The sequence below is a fragment of the Massilia sp. KIM genome, assembly GCF_002007115.1.
In the GTDB taxonomy this organism is placed as follows: Bacteria; Pseudomonadota; Gammaproteobacteria; order Burkholderiales; family Burkholderiaceae_D; genus Telluria.
In genome coordinates this window covers 1081480-1095182 of record NZ_MVAD01000002.1, presented here as the reverse complement: position 1 = coordinate 1095182, position 13703 = coordinate 1081480, and the positions used below count along the sequence as shown (strand labels likewise).

General features: G+C 68.6%; 16 protein-coding genes. 6 read left to right on the top strand and 10 right to left on the bottom strand.

Annotated features, from left to right (window positions below; translation table 11 throughout):
* Nucleotides 1-30: 30 nt before the first annotated feature.
* The 3 genes from B0920_RS19640 to B0920_RS19630 all read left to right on the top strand — a co-directional run bounded on the left by B0920_RS19640 (nucleotide 31) and on the right by B0920_RS19630 (nucleotide 1553).
* Nucleotides 31-690, top strand: coding sequence for a glutathione S-transferase family protein (locus B0920_RS19640; RefSeq protein WP_078034318.1), 660 nt, complete (start codon nucleotides 31-33; stop codon nucleotides 688-690).
* A 136-nt stretch (nucleotides 691-826) separates the two neighbouring features.
* Entirely contained in the window at nucleotides 827-1048 is a 222-nt protein-coding gene (locus B0920_RS19635) for a DUF2892 domain-containing protein (RefSeq protein ID WP_078034317.1), read from the top strand.
* Nucleotides 1035-1553, top strand: coding sequence for an RNA polymerase sigma factor (locus tag B0920_RS19630; protein WP_078034316.1), 519 nt, complete (start codon nucleotides 1035-1037; stop codon nucleotides 1551-1553). Before B0920_RS19635 ends, B0920_RS19630 begins: the two co-directional genes overlap by 14 nt.
* Before the next feature lies 1 nt (nucleotide 1554).
* On the opposite strand, the gene B0920_RS19625 is transcribed toward B0920_RS19630, so the two are convergent.
* The 5 genes from B0920_RS19625 to B0920_RS19605 form a co-directional block, all read right to left on the bottom strand.
* A complete protein-coding gene (locus B0920_RS19625; RefSeq protein ID WP_078034315.1) occupies nucleotides 1555-2682 on the bottom strand; it encodes a branched-chain amino acid ABC transporter substrate-binding protein in 1128 nt (375 codons plus the stop codon).
* A 525-nt stretch (nucleotides 2683-3207) separates the two neighbouring features.
* Nucleotides 3208-4539, bottom strand: coding sequence for an ATP-binding protein (locus B0920_RS19620; RefSeq protein WP_078034314.1), 1332 nt, complete (start codon nucleotides 4537-4539; stop codon nucleotides 3208-3210).
* Nucleotides 4536-5198, bottom strand: coding sequence for a response regulator transcription factor (locus B0920_RS19615; protein ID WP_078034313.1), 663 nt, complete (start codon nucleotides 5196-5198; stop codon nucleotides 4536-4538). Before B0920_RS19615 ends, B0920_RS19620 begins: the two co-directional genes overlap by 4 nt.
* Before the next feature lie 46 nt (nucleotides 5199-5244).
* Nucleotides 5245-6762, bottom strand: a complete 1518-nt coding sequence (locus B0920_RS19610) for a Do family serine endopeptidase (protein WP_078034312.1) — start codon at nucleotides 6760-6762, stop codon at nucleotides 5245-5247.
* A 240-nt stretch (nucleotides 6763-7002) separates the two neighbouring features.
* A complete protein-coding gene (locus tag B0920_RS19605) occupies nucleotides 7003-7461 on the bottom strand; it encodes an Hsp20 family protein (RefSeq protein WP_078034311.1) in 459 nt (152 codons plus the stop codon).
* 214 nt (nucleotides 7462-7675) lie between these two features.
* Between B0920_RS19605 and B0920_RS19600 the strand changes: the two genes are divergently transcribed.
* Nucleotides 7676-9592 (top strand): M61 family metallopeptidase, encoded by a 1917-nt coding sequence (locus B0920_RS19600; protein WP_078034310.1) that lies wholly within the window; start codon nucleotides 7676-7678, stop codon nucleotides 9590-9592.
* Between the two features lie 428 nt (nucleotides 9593-10020).
* A complete protein-coding gene (locus B0920_RS19595) occupies nucleotides 10021-10761 on the top strand; it encodes an AAA family ATPase (protein ID WP_078034493.1) in 741 nt (246 codons plus the stop codon).
* Nucleotides 10762-10771: 10 nt separating this feature from the next.
* Here the strand turns inward: B0920_RS19595 and B0920_RS19590 are convergent, their stop codons facing one another.
* The 3 genes from B0920_RS19590 to B0920_RS19580 are packed head-to-tail and all read right to left on the bottom strand — an operon-like array spanning nucleotide 10772 to nucleotide 11907.
* On the bottom strand, nucleotides 10772-11125 hold the full coding sequence (locus tag B0920_RS19590) for a hypothetical protein (RefSeq protein WP_078034309.1): 354 nt from the start codon (nucleotides 11123-11125) through the stop codon (nucleotides 10772-10774).
* Between the two features lie 23 nt (nucleotides 11126-11148).
* The gene (locus B0920_RS19585) at nucleotides 11149-11391 is read right to left on the bottom strand and encodes a DUF2798 domain-containing protein (RefSeq protein ID WP_078034308.1); all 243 of its coding nucleotides are present in this window, start codon (nucleotides 11389-11391) and stop codon (nucleotides 11149-11151) included.
* A 21-nt stretch (nucleotides 11392-11412) separates the two neighbouring features.
* Nucleotides 11413-11907, bottom strand: coding sequence for a DUF2938 domain-containing protein (locus B0920_RS19580; protein ID WP_078034307.1), 495 nt, complete (start codon nucleotides 11905-11907; stop codon nucleotides 11413-11415).
* Between the two features lie 82 nt (nucleotides 11908-11989).
* Here B0920_RS19580 and B0920_RS19575 point away from each other — a divergent pair, with 82 nt between their 5' ends.
* Nucleotides 11990-12403: a helix-turn-helix domain-containing protein gene (locus tag B0920_RS19575; protein WP_078034492.1), complete on the top strand. Its 414-nt coding sequence runs from the start codon at nucleotides 11990-11992 to the stop codon at nucleotides 12401-12403.
* Here the strand turns inward: B0920_RS19575 and B0920_RS19570 are convergent.
* On the bottom strand, nucleotides 12396-12878 hold the full coding sequence (locus tag B0920_RS19570) for a GNAT family N-acetyltransferase (protein WP_078034306.1): 483 nt from the start codon (nucleotides 12876-12878) through the stop codon (nucleotides 12396-12398). The genes B0920_RS19575 and B0920_RS19570 overlap by 8 nt on opposite strands.
* Complete coding sequence (locus tag B0920_RS19565) at nucleotides 12875-13654, bottom strand: S9 family peptidase (protein ID WP_078034305.1); 780 nt, start codon at nucleotides 13652-13654, stop codon at nucleotides 12875-12877. The genes B0920_RS19570 and B0920_RS19565 overlap by 4 nt, the downstream gene beginning before the upstream one ends.
* Nucleotides 13655-13703 lie beyond the last annotated feature (49 nt).

Genomic DNA, 13703 nt, shown 5'->3' with positions numbered 1-13703 from the left:
AATTACAACTAGTTCAAGGAGACCCTGGCAATGCCCCTGATCCTGTACGGCCACCCCTTCTCGTCCTATACCCAGAAGGCGCTGGTCGCCCTCTACGAGAACGCCATCCCCTTCGAGTTCCGCTGCGTCGCGCCGGACCGTCCGCAGCACGTGCAGGAGTGGCTGGCCCACTGGCCGATGCGTAAATTCCCGGTGCTGGTGGACGAGGGCCGCGCCCTGCCCGAGACCAGCATCTTCATCGAGCACCTGCAACTGAGCCGGCCGGGCCCGGTGCGCCTTATCCCCGAGGATCCGACCACGGCCCTCGAGGTGCGTTTCCTCGACCGCTACTTCGACCTGCACGTGATGACGCCGGTGCAGCGCGCGGTCGACGGCGCGCTGACCGGGGACCCGGCCAGGCGCGAGGAATGGATGGCACACGGCGTCAAGAAGCTGGAACTCGCCTACGCCTGGCTCGACCGCCACCTGGCCGGCCGCGACTGGGCCGCCGGCGCGGACTTCACGCTGGCCGACTGCGCCGCCGCGCCTTCGCTGTTCTACGCCGACTGGGTGCACCCCATTGCGGCCAGCTATCCGGTGCTGCGCGCCTACCGCGCGCGCCTGCTGGCGCGCCCCTCGTTCGCCCGCGCGGTCGAGGAAGCCCGCCCCTTCCGCCACCTGTTCCCGCTGGGCGCCCCCGAGCGCGACTGAAGGCGCGCCGGGCTGCCTCCCGGCGGCGCGGCCCGGGCCCGCAAAAAATATTTTGCGCAGCGCGAATCCTTTTGCACTGCCCGCCCCTCTTAGCTGGCGAGGATGGTCCTCACCCGTTAACGAAAAGGAGTGCAGAATGTTCTATGTGAAGAATGTCCCGAATGGAGAGCGCGTGCTGCGCGTGGTGGCTGGCCTGGTGGCGATCGCCATTGGCCTGTTGGGCATCGGCGGCCTGGCCGGGGTCGCGCTCGCCCTCGGCGCGGCCGGCATCGTGGCCTCGGGCCTGTTCGGCTTCTGCCCGGCCTGCGCCATGGTCGGCCGGCGCCTGGACAAGGCAAAAAAACATGGCGCTTCCTGAACGCTACCTGCCGCTGCTGGATGCCGCGCACCGGGGCGACCCGGCTGCGCTCGACCGGCTGTTGCAGGTCTGCCAGCCCGACATCCGGCGCTATGCGCAGCGCTCCTGCCTGATCAGCGACGTCGACGACGCGGTGCAGGAAGCCCTGCTGGTGCTGTCGCGCCGCCTCAGCTCGGTGCGCGCGCTGGCGGCCTTCTCGGGCTGGCTGTTCAAGGTGGTGCAGCGCGAATGCCGGCGCCTGGGCCGGCGCATGCTGGATTACGACCCCTATGACGACGAGCGCGCCGAACGCTGGCTCGCCGCCCACGACGACGCGGCGCTGAAGCTGGAGCTGGTGAATACGCTCGAGAGCCTGCCGCGCGACTACCTCGAGATCATCCTGCTGCGCGACTTCGAGGAATACAGCATCGCCGAGATCGCCGAGGCGCTCGGCCTGAGCACGGCGGCCGCGAAAAGCCGCCTGCACCGGGCGCGCGCGATGGCGCGCGAATACCTGGTCGGCTGACTCACTTGGTCACGGTGAGCACAGTGCGCTTGCCGCCCTTGAAGCCGTACAGGGTGATGGTGCCGTCGCGGATGTCGCCCTTGGCGTCGAAGGCGATCGGGCCGGTCACGCCCTTGTACTGGATCTTTGCCAGCACCGGCAGATACTTGGCCGGCGCCGGGGAACCCGCCTTGACCATCGCTTCGGCCAGGATCATCACGGCGTCGTAGGCATAGGGCGCGTTGATCTGGACGTCGATGCCGAAGCGCTTTTTGTAGTCGGCGCGGAACTTGTCCATGCCGGCCTTGGCCTCGCCCTGCACGCCGCCCGCTTCGGCGCACACCACCTGGCCGTCGGCCATGGTGCCGCCCGAGAGCTTGTGGATCTCGTCCGAGCAGATGCCGTCGCCGCCCATCATGCGCACGTTCATGCCGAGCTGCTTCATCTGGCGCAGCATGGGGCCGGCGGTGGCGCTCATGCCGCCGAAGAAGACCAGGTCCGGCTTGCTGCTGCGGATGCGGGTGATGATGGCGGAGAAATCGGTCGCCTTGTCGTGGGTGAACTCGCGCGCCACCACCTGGCCGCCCTGCTGCTGCAGGCTCCTGGAGAATTCGCTCACCAGGCCCTGGCCGTAGGCGGTGCGGTCGTCCACCACGGCGACGCGTTTGGCCTGCATGCCGGCGAGCGCATAGCGGCCCAGCGCCTGGCCGAGCTGCACGTCGTTGGCCACCACGCGGAAGGTGGTGTTGAAACCCTGCTGGGTGTACTTCGGGCTGGTGCTCGAGGGCGAGACCTGCGGGATGCCGGCCGCGTGGTAGATCTTCGAGGCCGGAATCGTGGTGCCCGAGGTCTCGTGGCCGACCATCCCGTGGATCTTCGCGTCGACCAGCTTCTGGGCCACGGTGGTGGCCTGCTTGGGGTCGCCGCCGTCGTCCTCGGCCAGCAGCTCGAACTTCACCTTCTTGCCGCCGATGCTCACGCCACGCGCGTTCAGGGCCTCGATCGCCATGCGCGCGCCGTTCTCGGTGTCCTTGCCGAAGTAGGCCACCGGACCGGTGACCGCGGCCGCATGGCCGATCTTGACGACGTCCTGCGCCGCGACCTGTCCCGCCGCCGCCAGCGCGCCCATTACCACTGCCAGTTTCTTCATCGTTTCCTCGTTGTTCCCGCAGGCGTTCGCACGCCAAAACCTGCGATTCTACCGCGACTGCCGCCGCGCCGCCGGTCGTGACAATTGATGACAACACGGCGCATTGAACTGGAGTATTCTGCTGCGCTTCGATCGGCGCGCAGACGCCGCCGGAGCCGATACGCGATAAGCAGTCAATAACAGCGGAGACCACCATCACTACCCCAGCCACATACAAGGCTGCCGGCCTGCTCGCCGGCGGCCTGCTGCTTTTTTGCGCCGCCGTCGGGACGCGCGCCGCACACACCGAGACCAGGCGCGAATGCGGCCTGCAGGCCTGCCCGGCGGCCAGTGCGCCGGGTCCGAACGCGCTGGCGCGCAAGAAGCGTCCTGAGGCGGGAGCGCGGCGCGCGTGCCGCGGCCTGAAGGAAGCGATCCAGGACAGCGAGCGGGTCGAGCGCCGCGCCGGCGGCGCCATGGTCGAATCGATCCAGCAAGACCTGCTGGCGCTGCGCAAGCGCTACCGCCAGCTCGGTTGCCGGACTCCTAAGCCTTGAAGGCCACGCTGGCCGCCAGGCCGCCCAGCCGCTCCGACTGGCCGAGCGTGAGCGTGGCCCCGTGCCGCTCGGCGATGGCCTTGATGATGGCCAGCCCCAGGCCGCTGCCGGCGGCCTCGCTGCCGGCCACGCGGTAGAAGCGGTCGAACACGCGCTCACGTTCCTCGACCGGGATGCCGGGGCCGCTGTCCTCCACCCGCACCACTACCGTGTCGCCCTCGGCCAGCACCGAGATGTCGACGGTGCCCCCGGCGGGCGTGTACTTGATCGCGTTGTCCACCAGGTTGCGCAGCAGGATCTGCAGGGCGTCCGGCTGGCCGTCCACGCTGGCCGCGTCTGCCTGCTGCACGCCCACGTCCACGCCCTTGGCGGCGGCCACGCCGGCCAGGTCGGCCACGGTGCGGCGCGCCAGGTCGGACAGGTCGACCGGACGGGTGGCGGCGCCGCCGGCGGCGCTGGCTTCCTGGCGCGCCAGCACCAGCAGCTGCTCGACCAGGCGGGTGGCGCGGTCGATGCCGGCGGTCAGGCGCGCCACCGCCAGCTTGCGCGCGTCGGGGTTGTCGGCGCGGTCCAGGCTCTGGGCCTGGAGCTTGAGCGCGGCCAGCGGCGTGCGCAGCTCGTGCGCGGCGTCGGCCACGAAATTCTGCTGGGCGTCGAAGGCGGTGCGCACGCGCCCGAACAGCAGGTTCAGTTCCTGCACCAGCGGCCTCACCTCGTCGGGCAAGCCGGCTTCGGACACCGGCGACAGGTCGTCCGCCTGGCGCGAAGCGACCTGGGAACGGACCCGCGCCACCGGTTCGAGCGAGCCGCTCACCACCCACCACACCACCAGCATCAGGATCGGCATCATGACCGCGATCGGGCCGAGGGTGCGCAGGGCCAGGTTGCCCGCCATGTTGCGGCGCACGGCGAGGTCCTGGGCCACCTGCACGGTCTGGTTCGCGGTCTGGATCGAGAACACGCGGTAGACGGTGCCGTTGGCCTTGACGTTGGAAAAGCCCAGCACCGCGCGCTGCGGCAGGCGCGCGCGCGAGACGCTGTGGAACATCTGGACCCCGTCCGGGGACCACATCTGCACCACCATGTCGTCGTTGCCGCCGCCTTCGGCATTGGCTTCCATGCGCTCGCGCACCTCGGTGTTCGAGAGCGGCGTGCCGGAACGCAGCGAGAGCGCCATCTGCTGCATGTGGTAGTCGAAGATCTGGTCGGCGTCGTGCAGCGCGGTGCGGTAGGCGATCGAGGCCTGGGCCAGGGCCGCGATGGTGATCGCCGCCAGCAGGAACCACAGCAGGCGTCCGCGCAGCGAGTGGGTGACTTTCATGCCTTGGGCACCATGTAGCCGACCCCGCGCACGTTCTGGATCAGGTCACTGCCCAGTTTCTTGCGCAGGCCGTGGATATAGACTTCGACCGCGTTGCTGGAGACTTCGTCGCGCCAGCTGTACAGCTTTTCCTCGAGCTGGGCGCGCGACAGCACCGCGCCGGGGCGGGCCACTAGGGCTTCCAGCACCGCCCATTCGCGCGCCGAGAGCGAGACCGGATTGCCGTCCACCAGCACTTCGCGGGTGGCCGGGTTGACCGAGATGTTCTTGTACTCGAACACCGGCTCGGCGCGGCCGGCGGCGCGCCGCAGCAGCGCGCGGATGCGCGCCAGCAGCTCGTCGAGGTCGTAGGGTTTGAGGACGTAGTCGTCGGCGCCGGCGTCCAGTCCGGCGATGCGCTGGGCCACCGAGTCGCGCGCGGTGGCGACCAGCACCGGGGTGCGGTCCTTGCGGGCGCGCATGGCGCGCAACACGTCCAGCCCGTCCTTGCGCGGGAGCCCAAGGTCGAGCAGGACCAGGTCATAGTTCTGGTTTTGCATGAGGGCCGTGTCGGCCATCTCGCCATCCTTGACCCAATCGACGGCGTAGTGCTCGGCCCTTAACAGGTCGAGCACTACTTCGCCGATCATCGTATCGTCTTCCACCAGCAATAGCCGCATGAATTCCCCGTTCTTGAAACCAGCGGGTCGAGGACGCTACGCTTCCTTAACCGATCCGCACTGGAATGAAGATTCTGTCACTCCCGCGCTGAACCAGCAAGGCCACAGACTTGGTGGACCTTCCCACCATGTCGCGGACCTGGTCGACCGAGCTGACCGGCCGGCCGTTAATCGCAATCAGCACATCGCCCGGCAGGATGCCCGCGTTCTCGGCGGCGCCCGAGGCGTCCTCGATCACGAGACCCGAGGCGATGCCGACCTGGCGGCGCTCGACCGGCTCGAGCGGACGCAGGACCAGGCCCAGCTTCCCGCCGGCGTCGACCGGCGCCTCGGCCAGTTCTTCCTCGGCGCCGCGGCGCGCGCCCTTGGCGGCGTCGCCCAGGGTGGCCTCGACCCGCACCAGCTTGCCGTCGCGCCAGACGTCCAGGCTGACGCGCTCGCCCGGCTTGGCCAGGGCGATGATGCTCGGCAGGTCGCCCGAGGACACGATGGCCTGGCCGTTCACGCGGCGGATCACGTCGCCCGACTTCAGGCCGGCGCGCTCGGCCGGACCGCCGCGCTCGACGCTGGAGATCAGGGCGCCTTCCGGCGACTCCAGGCGGAAGGAGTCGGCGAAGGCCTGGCCGACTTCCTGCACGCTCACGCCGAGCTTGGCGTGCTGCACCTTGCCGGTGGCCACGATCTGGTCCTTGATCTTGACTGCGAGGTCGATCGGGATCGCGAACGAGAGGCCCTGGTAGCCACCGGTCTGGCTGTAGATCTGCGAATTGATGCCCACCACTTCGCCACGGGTGTTGAAAAGCGGACCGCCCGAGTTGCCCGGGTTGACCGCCACGTCGGTCTGGATGAAGGGCACCACGCCGTCCTGCAGCGAGCGGCCGGTGGCGCTCACCACGCCGGCGGTGACGGTGCTTTCCAGGCCATAGGGCGAACCGATGGCCAGCACCCACTCGCCCACCAGCAGCGAGCGCGACTTGCCGACCGGCGCCACCGGCAGGCCCTTGGCGTCGATCTTCAGCACGGCCACGTCGGTGCGGGGGTCGGTGCCCAGGACCTTGGCGCGGAATTCGCGGCGGTCCTGCAGCTTGACGGTCACTTCGTCGGCGCCTTGCACCACGTGGGCGTTGGTCAGGATGACGCCGTCCGGGCTTACGATGAAGCCCGATCCGGCGCCGAAAACGGGAGTCTCACGACCGCCGCCATAGCGCGGGTCCTGAAACTGTCGGAAGAATTCATAGAACGGATGACGCGGATCCAGTCCCGGCGGCATGCCGCGCTGGGAGGTCTTGGTGCTGCCGACGACGCGGATGTTGACCACCGCCTTGCCGTTCTGGGCGGCGATGCGCGTGAAATCAGGAAGGGTGACCGTCGACGCGGGCGCAGCGGCGGGGGCTGCGGGCGCGGCGGCCGGCGCAGGTGCGGCGGCGACGGCGGGCGCGGCTTCGGCTGCGACGTTATTGTGGTTGACGGCGATTGCACCGACCGCTCCGCCAATGACGCCTGCGGCACACAGGGCCAGCGTCAGACGTTTGGCAGTGATGGCAGTGACACCTTCGTTGGACATGGATGGGCTCCTGATTGAAATATTGTTGTCGATGATGTTGGCTTATCGATGGAGGTAGTTTCCCGCACGCGCCTTAGACCATGCTTAAGTTGGCAAGCGTCCGTCTTAAAGCCGGCTTAAGCTCGGGTTGCCTCATCCATCGTCATCTTGCAGGTTTTGCAAGCCTCCAGGCGTAAAAAAGGGCGCCCCCTACCGCGAGCGCCCTGCTTTTAATTGACTTCCGTTGCGATCACCTCAGGTTCAGGCGGCGTCGCGTTGCTCCAGCGCCTGGACATTGCCGGTGTTGCCGAACGCATCCGCAATCGCGATCTTGCGCGGCTTGAGGGCTTCCGGCACTTCACGCACCAGTTCAATGGTGAGCATGCCGTTGTCGAAGGCGGCGCTGGTGACCTTCACGTGGTTGGCCAGCTGGAAGCGCTGTTCGAAATCGCGCGCTGCGATGCCGCGGTGCAGGTAGGTGCGCTGCACCTCGTCCTTCTGCTTGCGGCCGGTGACGTGCAGGCTGTCACGCTCGGTCACGATCTCGATTTCGTCGCGGCTGAAGCCGGCGACGGCCATCACGATGCGGTACTTGTCTTCGCTCACCAGTTCGATGTTGTACGGAGGGTAGCTCGGCTCGGCGCGCTGCTCGAGCAGGCTGGCCAGACGATCGAAACCAATGGCGGAACGGTACAGCGGGGTGAGATCAAAAGTACGCATGATGACTATCCTTTTCAAAGTAAGCGATAAGTTGACGGACCTCCTGGGAGCATCCGTTGAGTCCAATCTAAAGCCATGTATTTCGATTTTCAAGGTATGCAAAATATGGTTTTAAAGCCTCTTTTGCAAATTTTATTTGCATCCTAGCCTGGTGGAATTTTCACTTTCCCAGCGTGCTACACTCGGCCGTTTGCCCTTCCCCACTCGTCGAACCATGACCGCAACCCGCCGTTTCCTCGCGCGCGCCGCCCGTCCGGCAGGCGCCCTTGCCCTCGCCCTCGCGCTCACCCTGCCGGCCCAGGCCGCCGTCCCCGCCGTGGGCACGGCCGCCTATCCCGGCACCATCATGGTGAACGTCGACGCGAGCAATCTCTCGCAGCAGATCTTCCGCATGCGCATGTCGCTGCCGGTGCGGCCCGGTCCGCTCACCCTGCTCTATCCGCAGTGGGCGCCGGGCAACCACGGGCCGAACATCCCGCTGACCCAGCTCGCGGGCCTGAAGTTCAGCGCGGGCGGCAAGCCGGTCGCTTGGACTCGCGATCCGGTCAACGTCTACGCCTTCCACCTCACGGTGCCGGAAGGCGCGACGATGCTGGAAGCGGAATACCAGTTCCTGTCGCCGCTGGACGCCAGCCAGGGCCGCATCACCATGACCGACGACATCCTCGGCGTGCAGTGGCAATCGGTGCTGCTCTACCCGGCCGGCTACCACGCGCGCCGCATCACGGTGCAGCCCAGCGTGACCTTCCCGGCCGGCTGGCAGTACGCCACCGCGCTCGCGACCGAGGAGCGGCGCGGCGACGAGGTGCGCTTCAAGCCGCACGACCTCGAGACCCTGGTCGACTCGCCGATCTTCGCCGGCCGCCACTTCAAGCGCATCGACCTGGCGCCGGGCGCCAAGGCTCCGGTGGCCCTGAACATCGTGGCCGACAATCCCGAGAACCTGGATGCCAAGCCCGAGCAGATCGCCCTGCACCGCACGATGGTCGAGCAGGCGCTGAAGCTGTTCGGTTCGCACCACTACAAGCACTACGATTTCCTGTTCGCGATCTCGGACGAATTCGGCGGCATCGGCCGCGAGCACCACCAGTCGAGCGAGAACGGCGTCAAGCTGGGCTACTTCACCGAATGGAGCAAGAACGAAGGCGGGCGCGAGCTGCTGCCGCACGAGTTCGTGCACTCCTGGAACGGCAAGTTCCGCCGCCCGGCCGGCCAGGACGTCCCCAACTTCAACACCCCGCTGCAGAACAGCCTGTTGTGGGTCTACGAAGGCCAGACCCAGTTCTGGGGTGCGGTGCTGGCGGCGCGCTCCGGCCTGGTGTCGCAGACCTATGCGCGCGACGCCCTGGCGGCGAACGCGGCGCGCTACGACAACACGCAAGGCCGCGCCTGGCGCGCGGTGCAGGACACGGTGAACGACCCGATCATCAATGGCCGCCGTCCGATCGGCTGGGGCAACTGGCAGCGCAGCGAGGACTACTACGTCGAGGGCATGCTGATCTGGCTCGACGTCGACACCAAGATCCGCGAACTCTCGGGCGACAAGCGCTCGCTGGACGACTTCGCGCGCGCCTTCTTCGGCGTCGAGAACGGCCGCGTCGATCCGCTGTACTACGGCTTCGAGGACGTGGTGGCGACGCTGAACAAGGTCCAGAAGTTCGACTGGGCGCCCTTCCTGCGCAGCCGCCTGGAGGGCCACGGCCCCGGCGCGCCGCTGGACGGCCTGGCGCGCGCCGGCTGGAAGCTGGTCTACACCGACACCCCGACCGAACTGCTCAAGGGCGCGGACGAGCGCAACCGCGTCACGGACCTGAGCTATTCGCTGGGCTTCTCGGTGCGCCAGGACGGCACCGTGACCGGCGTGATCTGGGACGGCGTGGGCTTCCGCGCGGGCCTCGCGGCCAACACCACCATCGTGGCGGTCAACAACAAGGTCTACAAGGGCGAGGTGCTGAAGGCGGCGATCAAGGCGGCCAGGGACGGCCAGGCGCCGATCGAACTGCTGGTGCGCAAGGGGAACAACCTGCGCACCATCACGCTCGACTACCGCGAGGGGCTGCGCTATCCGAAGCTGGAGCGCATTCCGGGCACCAGGGACAGGCTGGAAGAGCTGTTCAGGGCGCTGAAGTAAACCCCGCACCGCGCCGGCGGCGCGCGCACCAGCCGGCGCGGTAAGGACGCGGCGCCGGCCGCTCGGGGCGTGGGATCAGCCAGGATGGCAAGGGCGGCCGTCCGCCGGCCACCCTGGGCGGCGCGTCCCGGTGGTCGCCCGCCGCCGCGCGTTGCCATGGCTGGCCGGCGGCGCAGGGACAGGCGGGCCGCGCCAGCAGGCGCGGCGCGGGCCTCGGGATGCGCTTCATCCTCTGCGCTTGGACAGCGCACCGGACGGTGCGGGCGTCGTGGATGTCATGGCGGGCCTCGTCGAAGGGGGATGCCGTATTGTCCAGGTTTATGCATCGCCCGGTGCGCCATTTGTCCCGCGTTTTCTGCCATCATGCAGCCGTCATGAATCGGGACCGCGCCGGTCCCGCGGCGCGCCGATGCGCTATGCTGTCGGCCATGAGCCTGTCCGCCGCCAAGCCCTACCTGCAGCGCATCCGCGCCGATTTCGGCGACGATGTGGACTTCGACGCCTACCCCTTCAGCATCCCCGCCGTGCGCGACCTGCACGGCATCGACTTCCACCCGGACGTCACCTTCTTCGTGGGCGAGAACGGCAGCGGCAAGTCGACCATCCTCGAGGCGATCGCCCTGGCCCTGGGTTTCGGGATCGAAGGTGGCACCATCAACAACCGCCTGCTGAACACGGCGGGGGCCGGCTCCGCGCTGGCCGACCGCATCCGCATGTCGCGTAGTCCGCGCCGCCCGCGCGACGGCTACTTCCTGCGCGCGGAATCCTTCCACAACGTGGCGACCTACCTGGACGAGATGGACATGACGACTGGCTATGGCGAGCGCAAGCTGCACGAGCGCTCGCATGGCGAGATCTTCCTCACGGTGCTGGTCGAGAAGCTGCGCGGCCAGGGCCTGTACCTGTTCGACGAACCGGAAGCGGCGCTCTCGCCCAACCGCCAGCTGGCCGCGCTGAGCGCCATCCACCAGCTGGTGCAGCAGCAGTCGCAGTTCATCATCGTGACCCACTCGCCGATCCTGCTGGCCTACCCGAACGCGAAGATCCTGTCCTTCGACGCCACCGGCATCACCGAGGTGGCCTACGAGGACACCGAGCACTACGCGGTAACGCGCGACTTCCTCAACCACTACCCGCGCCGCCTGGAGCAGCTGCTGGCGCCCGATTGAGGCGCCGGCCCTATTTCCACTCGCCGCGCTCGTTCACCAGGGTCTTGCTGCCCTGCTGGACGGTGAGGCTGCCGTCGACGCCGACGATATAGCGCACTTTGCCGGAGCGGAACTGGTAGCCCTGGAAGCGGCAGGGCGTAACGCCGTCGGCGCAGGTCGCATGCAGGGTCTTTCCGCGCAGGGTGATGGCCTTGCCGGAGCGCTTGCTCTTGCCGGTGTAGACCACGTCGTCGCAGGTGACGTTGCCCTCGGCGCAGCGCTGTTCGATCGTGACCAGGTAGTTGGGCGTCTCCAGCGTTTCCACGGCGCCGGCGCGCGCGGATGCGGCGGCCAGCAGGCCCAGTATCAGTGCAAAGCGTTTCATGTATTTCCTCCCGGGGCGCAAGCTTACCGCAAGCCGTCGTTTTCGGCGCTCGTCAGCAGGCGCACCGCGATCCTGGCGGGCGCCGACAGCAGCAGCACCGCCGGAAAGGCGACCAGCCAGGCCGTCAGCCAGGCGCCCAGCCACAGGCTGGGAAAATCGCTCACCCAGCCCAGCGCCCGCCAGGTCGACAGTCCCGAGATCACCAACGACATCTGGCCAGACAGGAGGAAGGCGAACAACTGGGGGGCGTACTTTTTCGGAATCATGTTTTCTCCTTGGGTGGGTAGTCAAGGCGCCAGCGCGCCGAGGACGTGGGCTGCGAGGTAGAGGCCAAGGCCGAACACGCAGTGGTTGGCCAGGCTGCGCAGGCAGTTGCGCAGCGGGGTTGGCGTCTTCGAGGCCGCGAAGCCGGCGCCCATGGCGGGCTGCATCAGGAACAGGGGCGCGGCCACGGTGGCGGCGCCGAGCGCCAGCGCGGGGAGCAGGCCGGGATCGGCGAGCCAGCCCGGCCCCCGCCATGCCACCAGCAGGGCCGCGAAGGCCAGGCCGGTGGCGTAGTGGACGACCCAGCCGAGTGCGCGCTCGCCGCGCACCGGCGCCGCGCGGGCGATGGCGGGGTGGGCCAGGCGGCCGCGCGCCAGGTGGCCGGCCCAGCGCCCGACCAGCGCGAAGTCGAGCGTCTTCACGCCCAGGCGCCGGAGCAGCAGCAGCCAGGCATCCATCACCAGCGTGGCGCCCAGGCCGACCAGGACCACTCTGGCGAAGAGCTCGAAGAGGTTCATGTGCATTCCTTTCGCGGTTGACGACGAGACCGATGGAATGCACTATAAGAGTTGAAGTCAACTTCAAGTCAAGGGGTGGATGATGGATATCGCGGAAGTCGCGAAACGCAGCGGCATGGCGGCGTCGGCGCTGCGCTATTACGAGAAGAAGGGTCTGATCGCCTCCACCGGACGGCAGGGCCTGCGCCGTACCTTCGGCAAGGAGGTGCTGGACCAGCTGGCGCTGATCTCGCTGGGCCAGGCGGCCGGGCTGTCGCTGGACGACATCGGGGCCATGTTCACACCCGGCGGGCCGCGCATCGACCGCGCCCTGCTGGCCGCGCGCGCCGACGAGATCGACGCCCTGGTGCGGCGCCTGAAGGCGATGAGCAAGGGCCTGCGCCACGCCGCCGCCTGCCCGGAGGAGAACCACATGGACTGCCCGACCTTCCGCAAGCTGCTCGACGCGGCCGCCTCGGGCGCGATCCAGCGGCGCTGGAAGCAGGCGCTCAGCTAGCCCGCGAGGGCCAGGCTTTCTGGTGGCGCCAGGCCGGCAGGATGTAGCTGACTTCCCGCCCTTGCGGCTGCGCTTCGCGCTCCCAGCCGCAGTCGGCGTAGAAGCGGTCGGCGCGGGTGCCGACGCCGGTGCTCAAGGACACCGCCGGGTGCCCGCAGGCGAACAGCCAGTCGCAGGCCAGCTGCAGCAGGGCGCGGCCGATGCCCTGCCCTTCGCGGCCGGGGCGCACGAACAGCGCCCAGATCGAGCCGTCGCGCGCGTCGGCCACCGAGAAGCCGAGCAGCTCGCCTTCCGCCGTCTCGCACAGCCAGCCCTTGCCCTGCACCGTCAGGTAGTCGTGGTACATGGCGGGCGTGACCCGGCCCGGCGAGGACAGCACGTTCTCGCGCACCGCCAGGCGCACTTCGTGCATGGCCGGGATGTCGGCGGTTCCGGCCTCGCGGATCCGCCAGCCGCGCTCGACTTCCGGCCTCATAGGGTTTCGGGATGGGGACCGTCGAGATAGCGCCCGCTCCAGGCGGCGATCACGCCGGCCACGTAGAGCGCGTCCTCGCGCCGCGTGAGCAGGTGGTCGGCGGTGTCGAGCGAGACGAAGCTCTTCGGGTGGCGGGCGGCCTCGAAGATCTGCAGCGCGTTCGACAGCTCCACCGTGTCGTCGAGCGGCGAATGCATCACCAGGAGCGGCTTGCGCAGCGCGTGGATTTTCTGCGCCAGGCGCTGCTCGGCCACGTCCTCGATGAACTGGCGCTTGATGGTGAACTGGCGCCCGGCCAGCCAGACCCGGGCCTCGCCGTCGGCGGCGATCGTGTCGAGCTGGTCGCGGAACAGGCCCGTCACGTGGTGCGGGTCGCTGGGCGCGGCGATGGTGGCGACCGCGCGCACCTCGGGGATGCCGGAGGCGGCGGCCAGCACCGCCGCGCCGCCCAGGCTGTGGCCGATCAGGAGCTGGGGCGCGGCGTACTCGGCGCGCAGGAAGGCGGCGGCCGCGATCAGGTCGGCGATGTTGGACGAGAAGTTGGTGTTGGCGAACTCGCCCTCGCTCGCGCCCAGGCCGGTGAAGTCGAAACGCAGCACGGCGATGCCGTGACGCGTCAGGCCCTGGGCGGTGCGGGTGGCCGCGAACACGTCCTTGCTGCAGCTGAAGCAGTGGGCGAACAGGGCGTAGGCGCGCACGGGCCCGTCGGGCGCGTCGAGGCGGGCGGCCAGCAACTGGCCATCCGCGCCGTGGAATTGGACTGTGGCGCCTGCCATGGCAACCTCCTTCGCGGGCTGGACGGGCGCGCGCAGCGGCGCGCCGTGG

What these genes read in the sequence shown, in the direction of transcription:
- B0920_RS19615 (WP_078034313.1), bottom strand. Translation starts at nt 5,198, where the DNA reads ATGCGGCTATTGCTGGTGGAAGACGATACGATGATCGGCGAAGTAGTG.
- B0920_RS19600 (WP_078034310.1), top strand. Translation starts at nt 7,676, where the DNA reads ATGACCGCAACCCGCCGTTTCCTCGCGCGCGCCGCCCGTCCGGCAGGC.
- B0920_RS19620 (WP_078034314.1), bottom strand. Translation starts at nt 4,539, where the DNA reads ATGAAAGTCACCCACTCGCTGCGCGGACGCCTGCTGTGGTTCCTGCTG.
- B0920_RS19595 (WP_078034493.1), top strand. Translation starts at nt 10,021, where the DNA reads ATGAGCCTGTCCGCCGCCAAGCCCTACCTGCAGCGCATCCGCGCCGAT.
- B0920_RS19570 (WP_078034306.1), bottom strand. Translation starts at nt 12,878, where the DNA reads ATGAGGCCGGAAGTCGAGCGCGGCTGGCGGATCCGCGAGGCCGGAACC.
- B0920_RS19630 (WP_078034316.1), top strand. Translation starts at nt 1,035, where the DNA reads ATGGCGCTTCCTGAACGCTACCTGCCGCTGCTGGATGCCGCGCACCGG.
- B0920_RS19605 (WP_078034311.1), bottom strand. Translation starts at nt 7,461, where the DNA reads ATGCGTACTTTTGATCTCACCCCGCTGTACCGTTCCGCCATTGGTTTC.
- B0920_RS19565 (WP_078034305.1), bottom strand. Translation starts at nt 13,654, where the DNA reads ATGGCAGGCGCCACAGTCCAATTCCACGGCGCGGATGGCCAGTTGCTG.
- B0920_RS19580 (WP_078034307.1), bottom strand. Translation starts at nt 11,907, where the DNA reads ATGAACCTCTTCGAGCTCTTCGCCAGAGTGGTCCTGGTCGGCCTGGGC.
- B0920_RS19590 (WP_078034309.1), bottom strand. Translation starts at nt 11,125, where the DNA reads ATGAAACGCTTTGCACTGATACTGGGCCTGCTGGCCGCCGCATCCGCG.
- B0920_RS19585 (WP_078034308.1), bottom strand. Translation starts at nt 11,391, where the DNA reads ATGATTCCGAAAAAGTACGCCCCCCAGTTGTTCGCCTTCCTCCTGTCT.
- B0920_RS19640 (WP_078034318.1), top strand. Translation starts at nt 31, where the DNA reads ATGCCCCTGATCCTGTACGGCCACCCCTTCTCGTCCTATACCCAGAAG.
- B0920_RS19610 (WP_078034312.1), bottom strand. Translation starts at nt 6,762, where the DNA reads ATGTCCAACGAAGGTGTCACTGCCATCACTGCCAAACGTCTGACGCTG.
- B0920_RS19625 (WP_078034315.1), bottom strand. Translation starts at nt 2,682, where the DNA reads ATGAAGAAACTGGCAGTGGTAATGGGCGCGCTGGCGGCGGCGGGACAG.
- B0920_RS19635 (WP_078034317.1), top strand. Translation starts at nt 827, where the DNA reads ATGTTCTATGTGAAGAATGTCCCGAATGGAGAGCGCGTGCTGCGCGTG.
- B0920_RS19575 (WP_078034492.1), top strand. Translation starts at nt 11,990, where the DNA reads ATGGATATCGCGGAAGTCGCGAAACGCAGCGGCATGGCGGCGTCGGCG.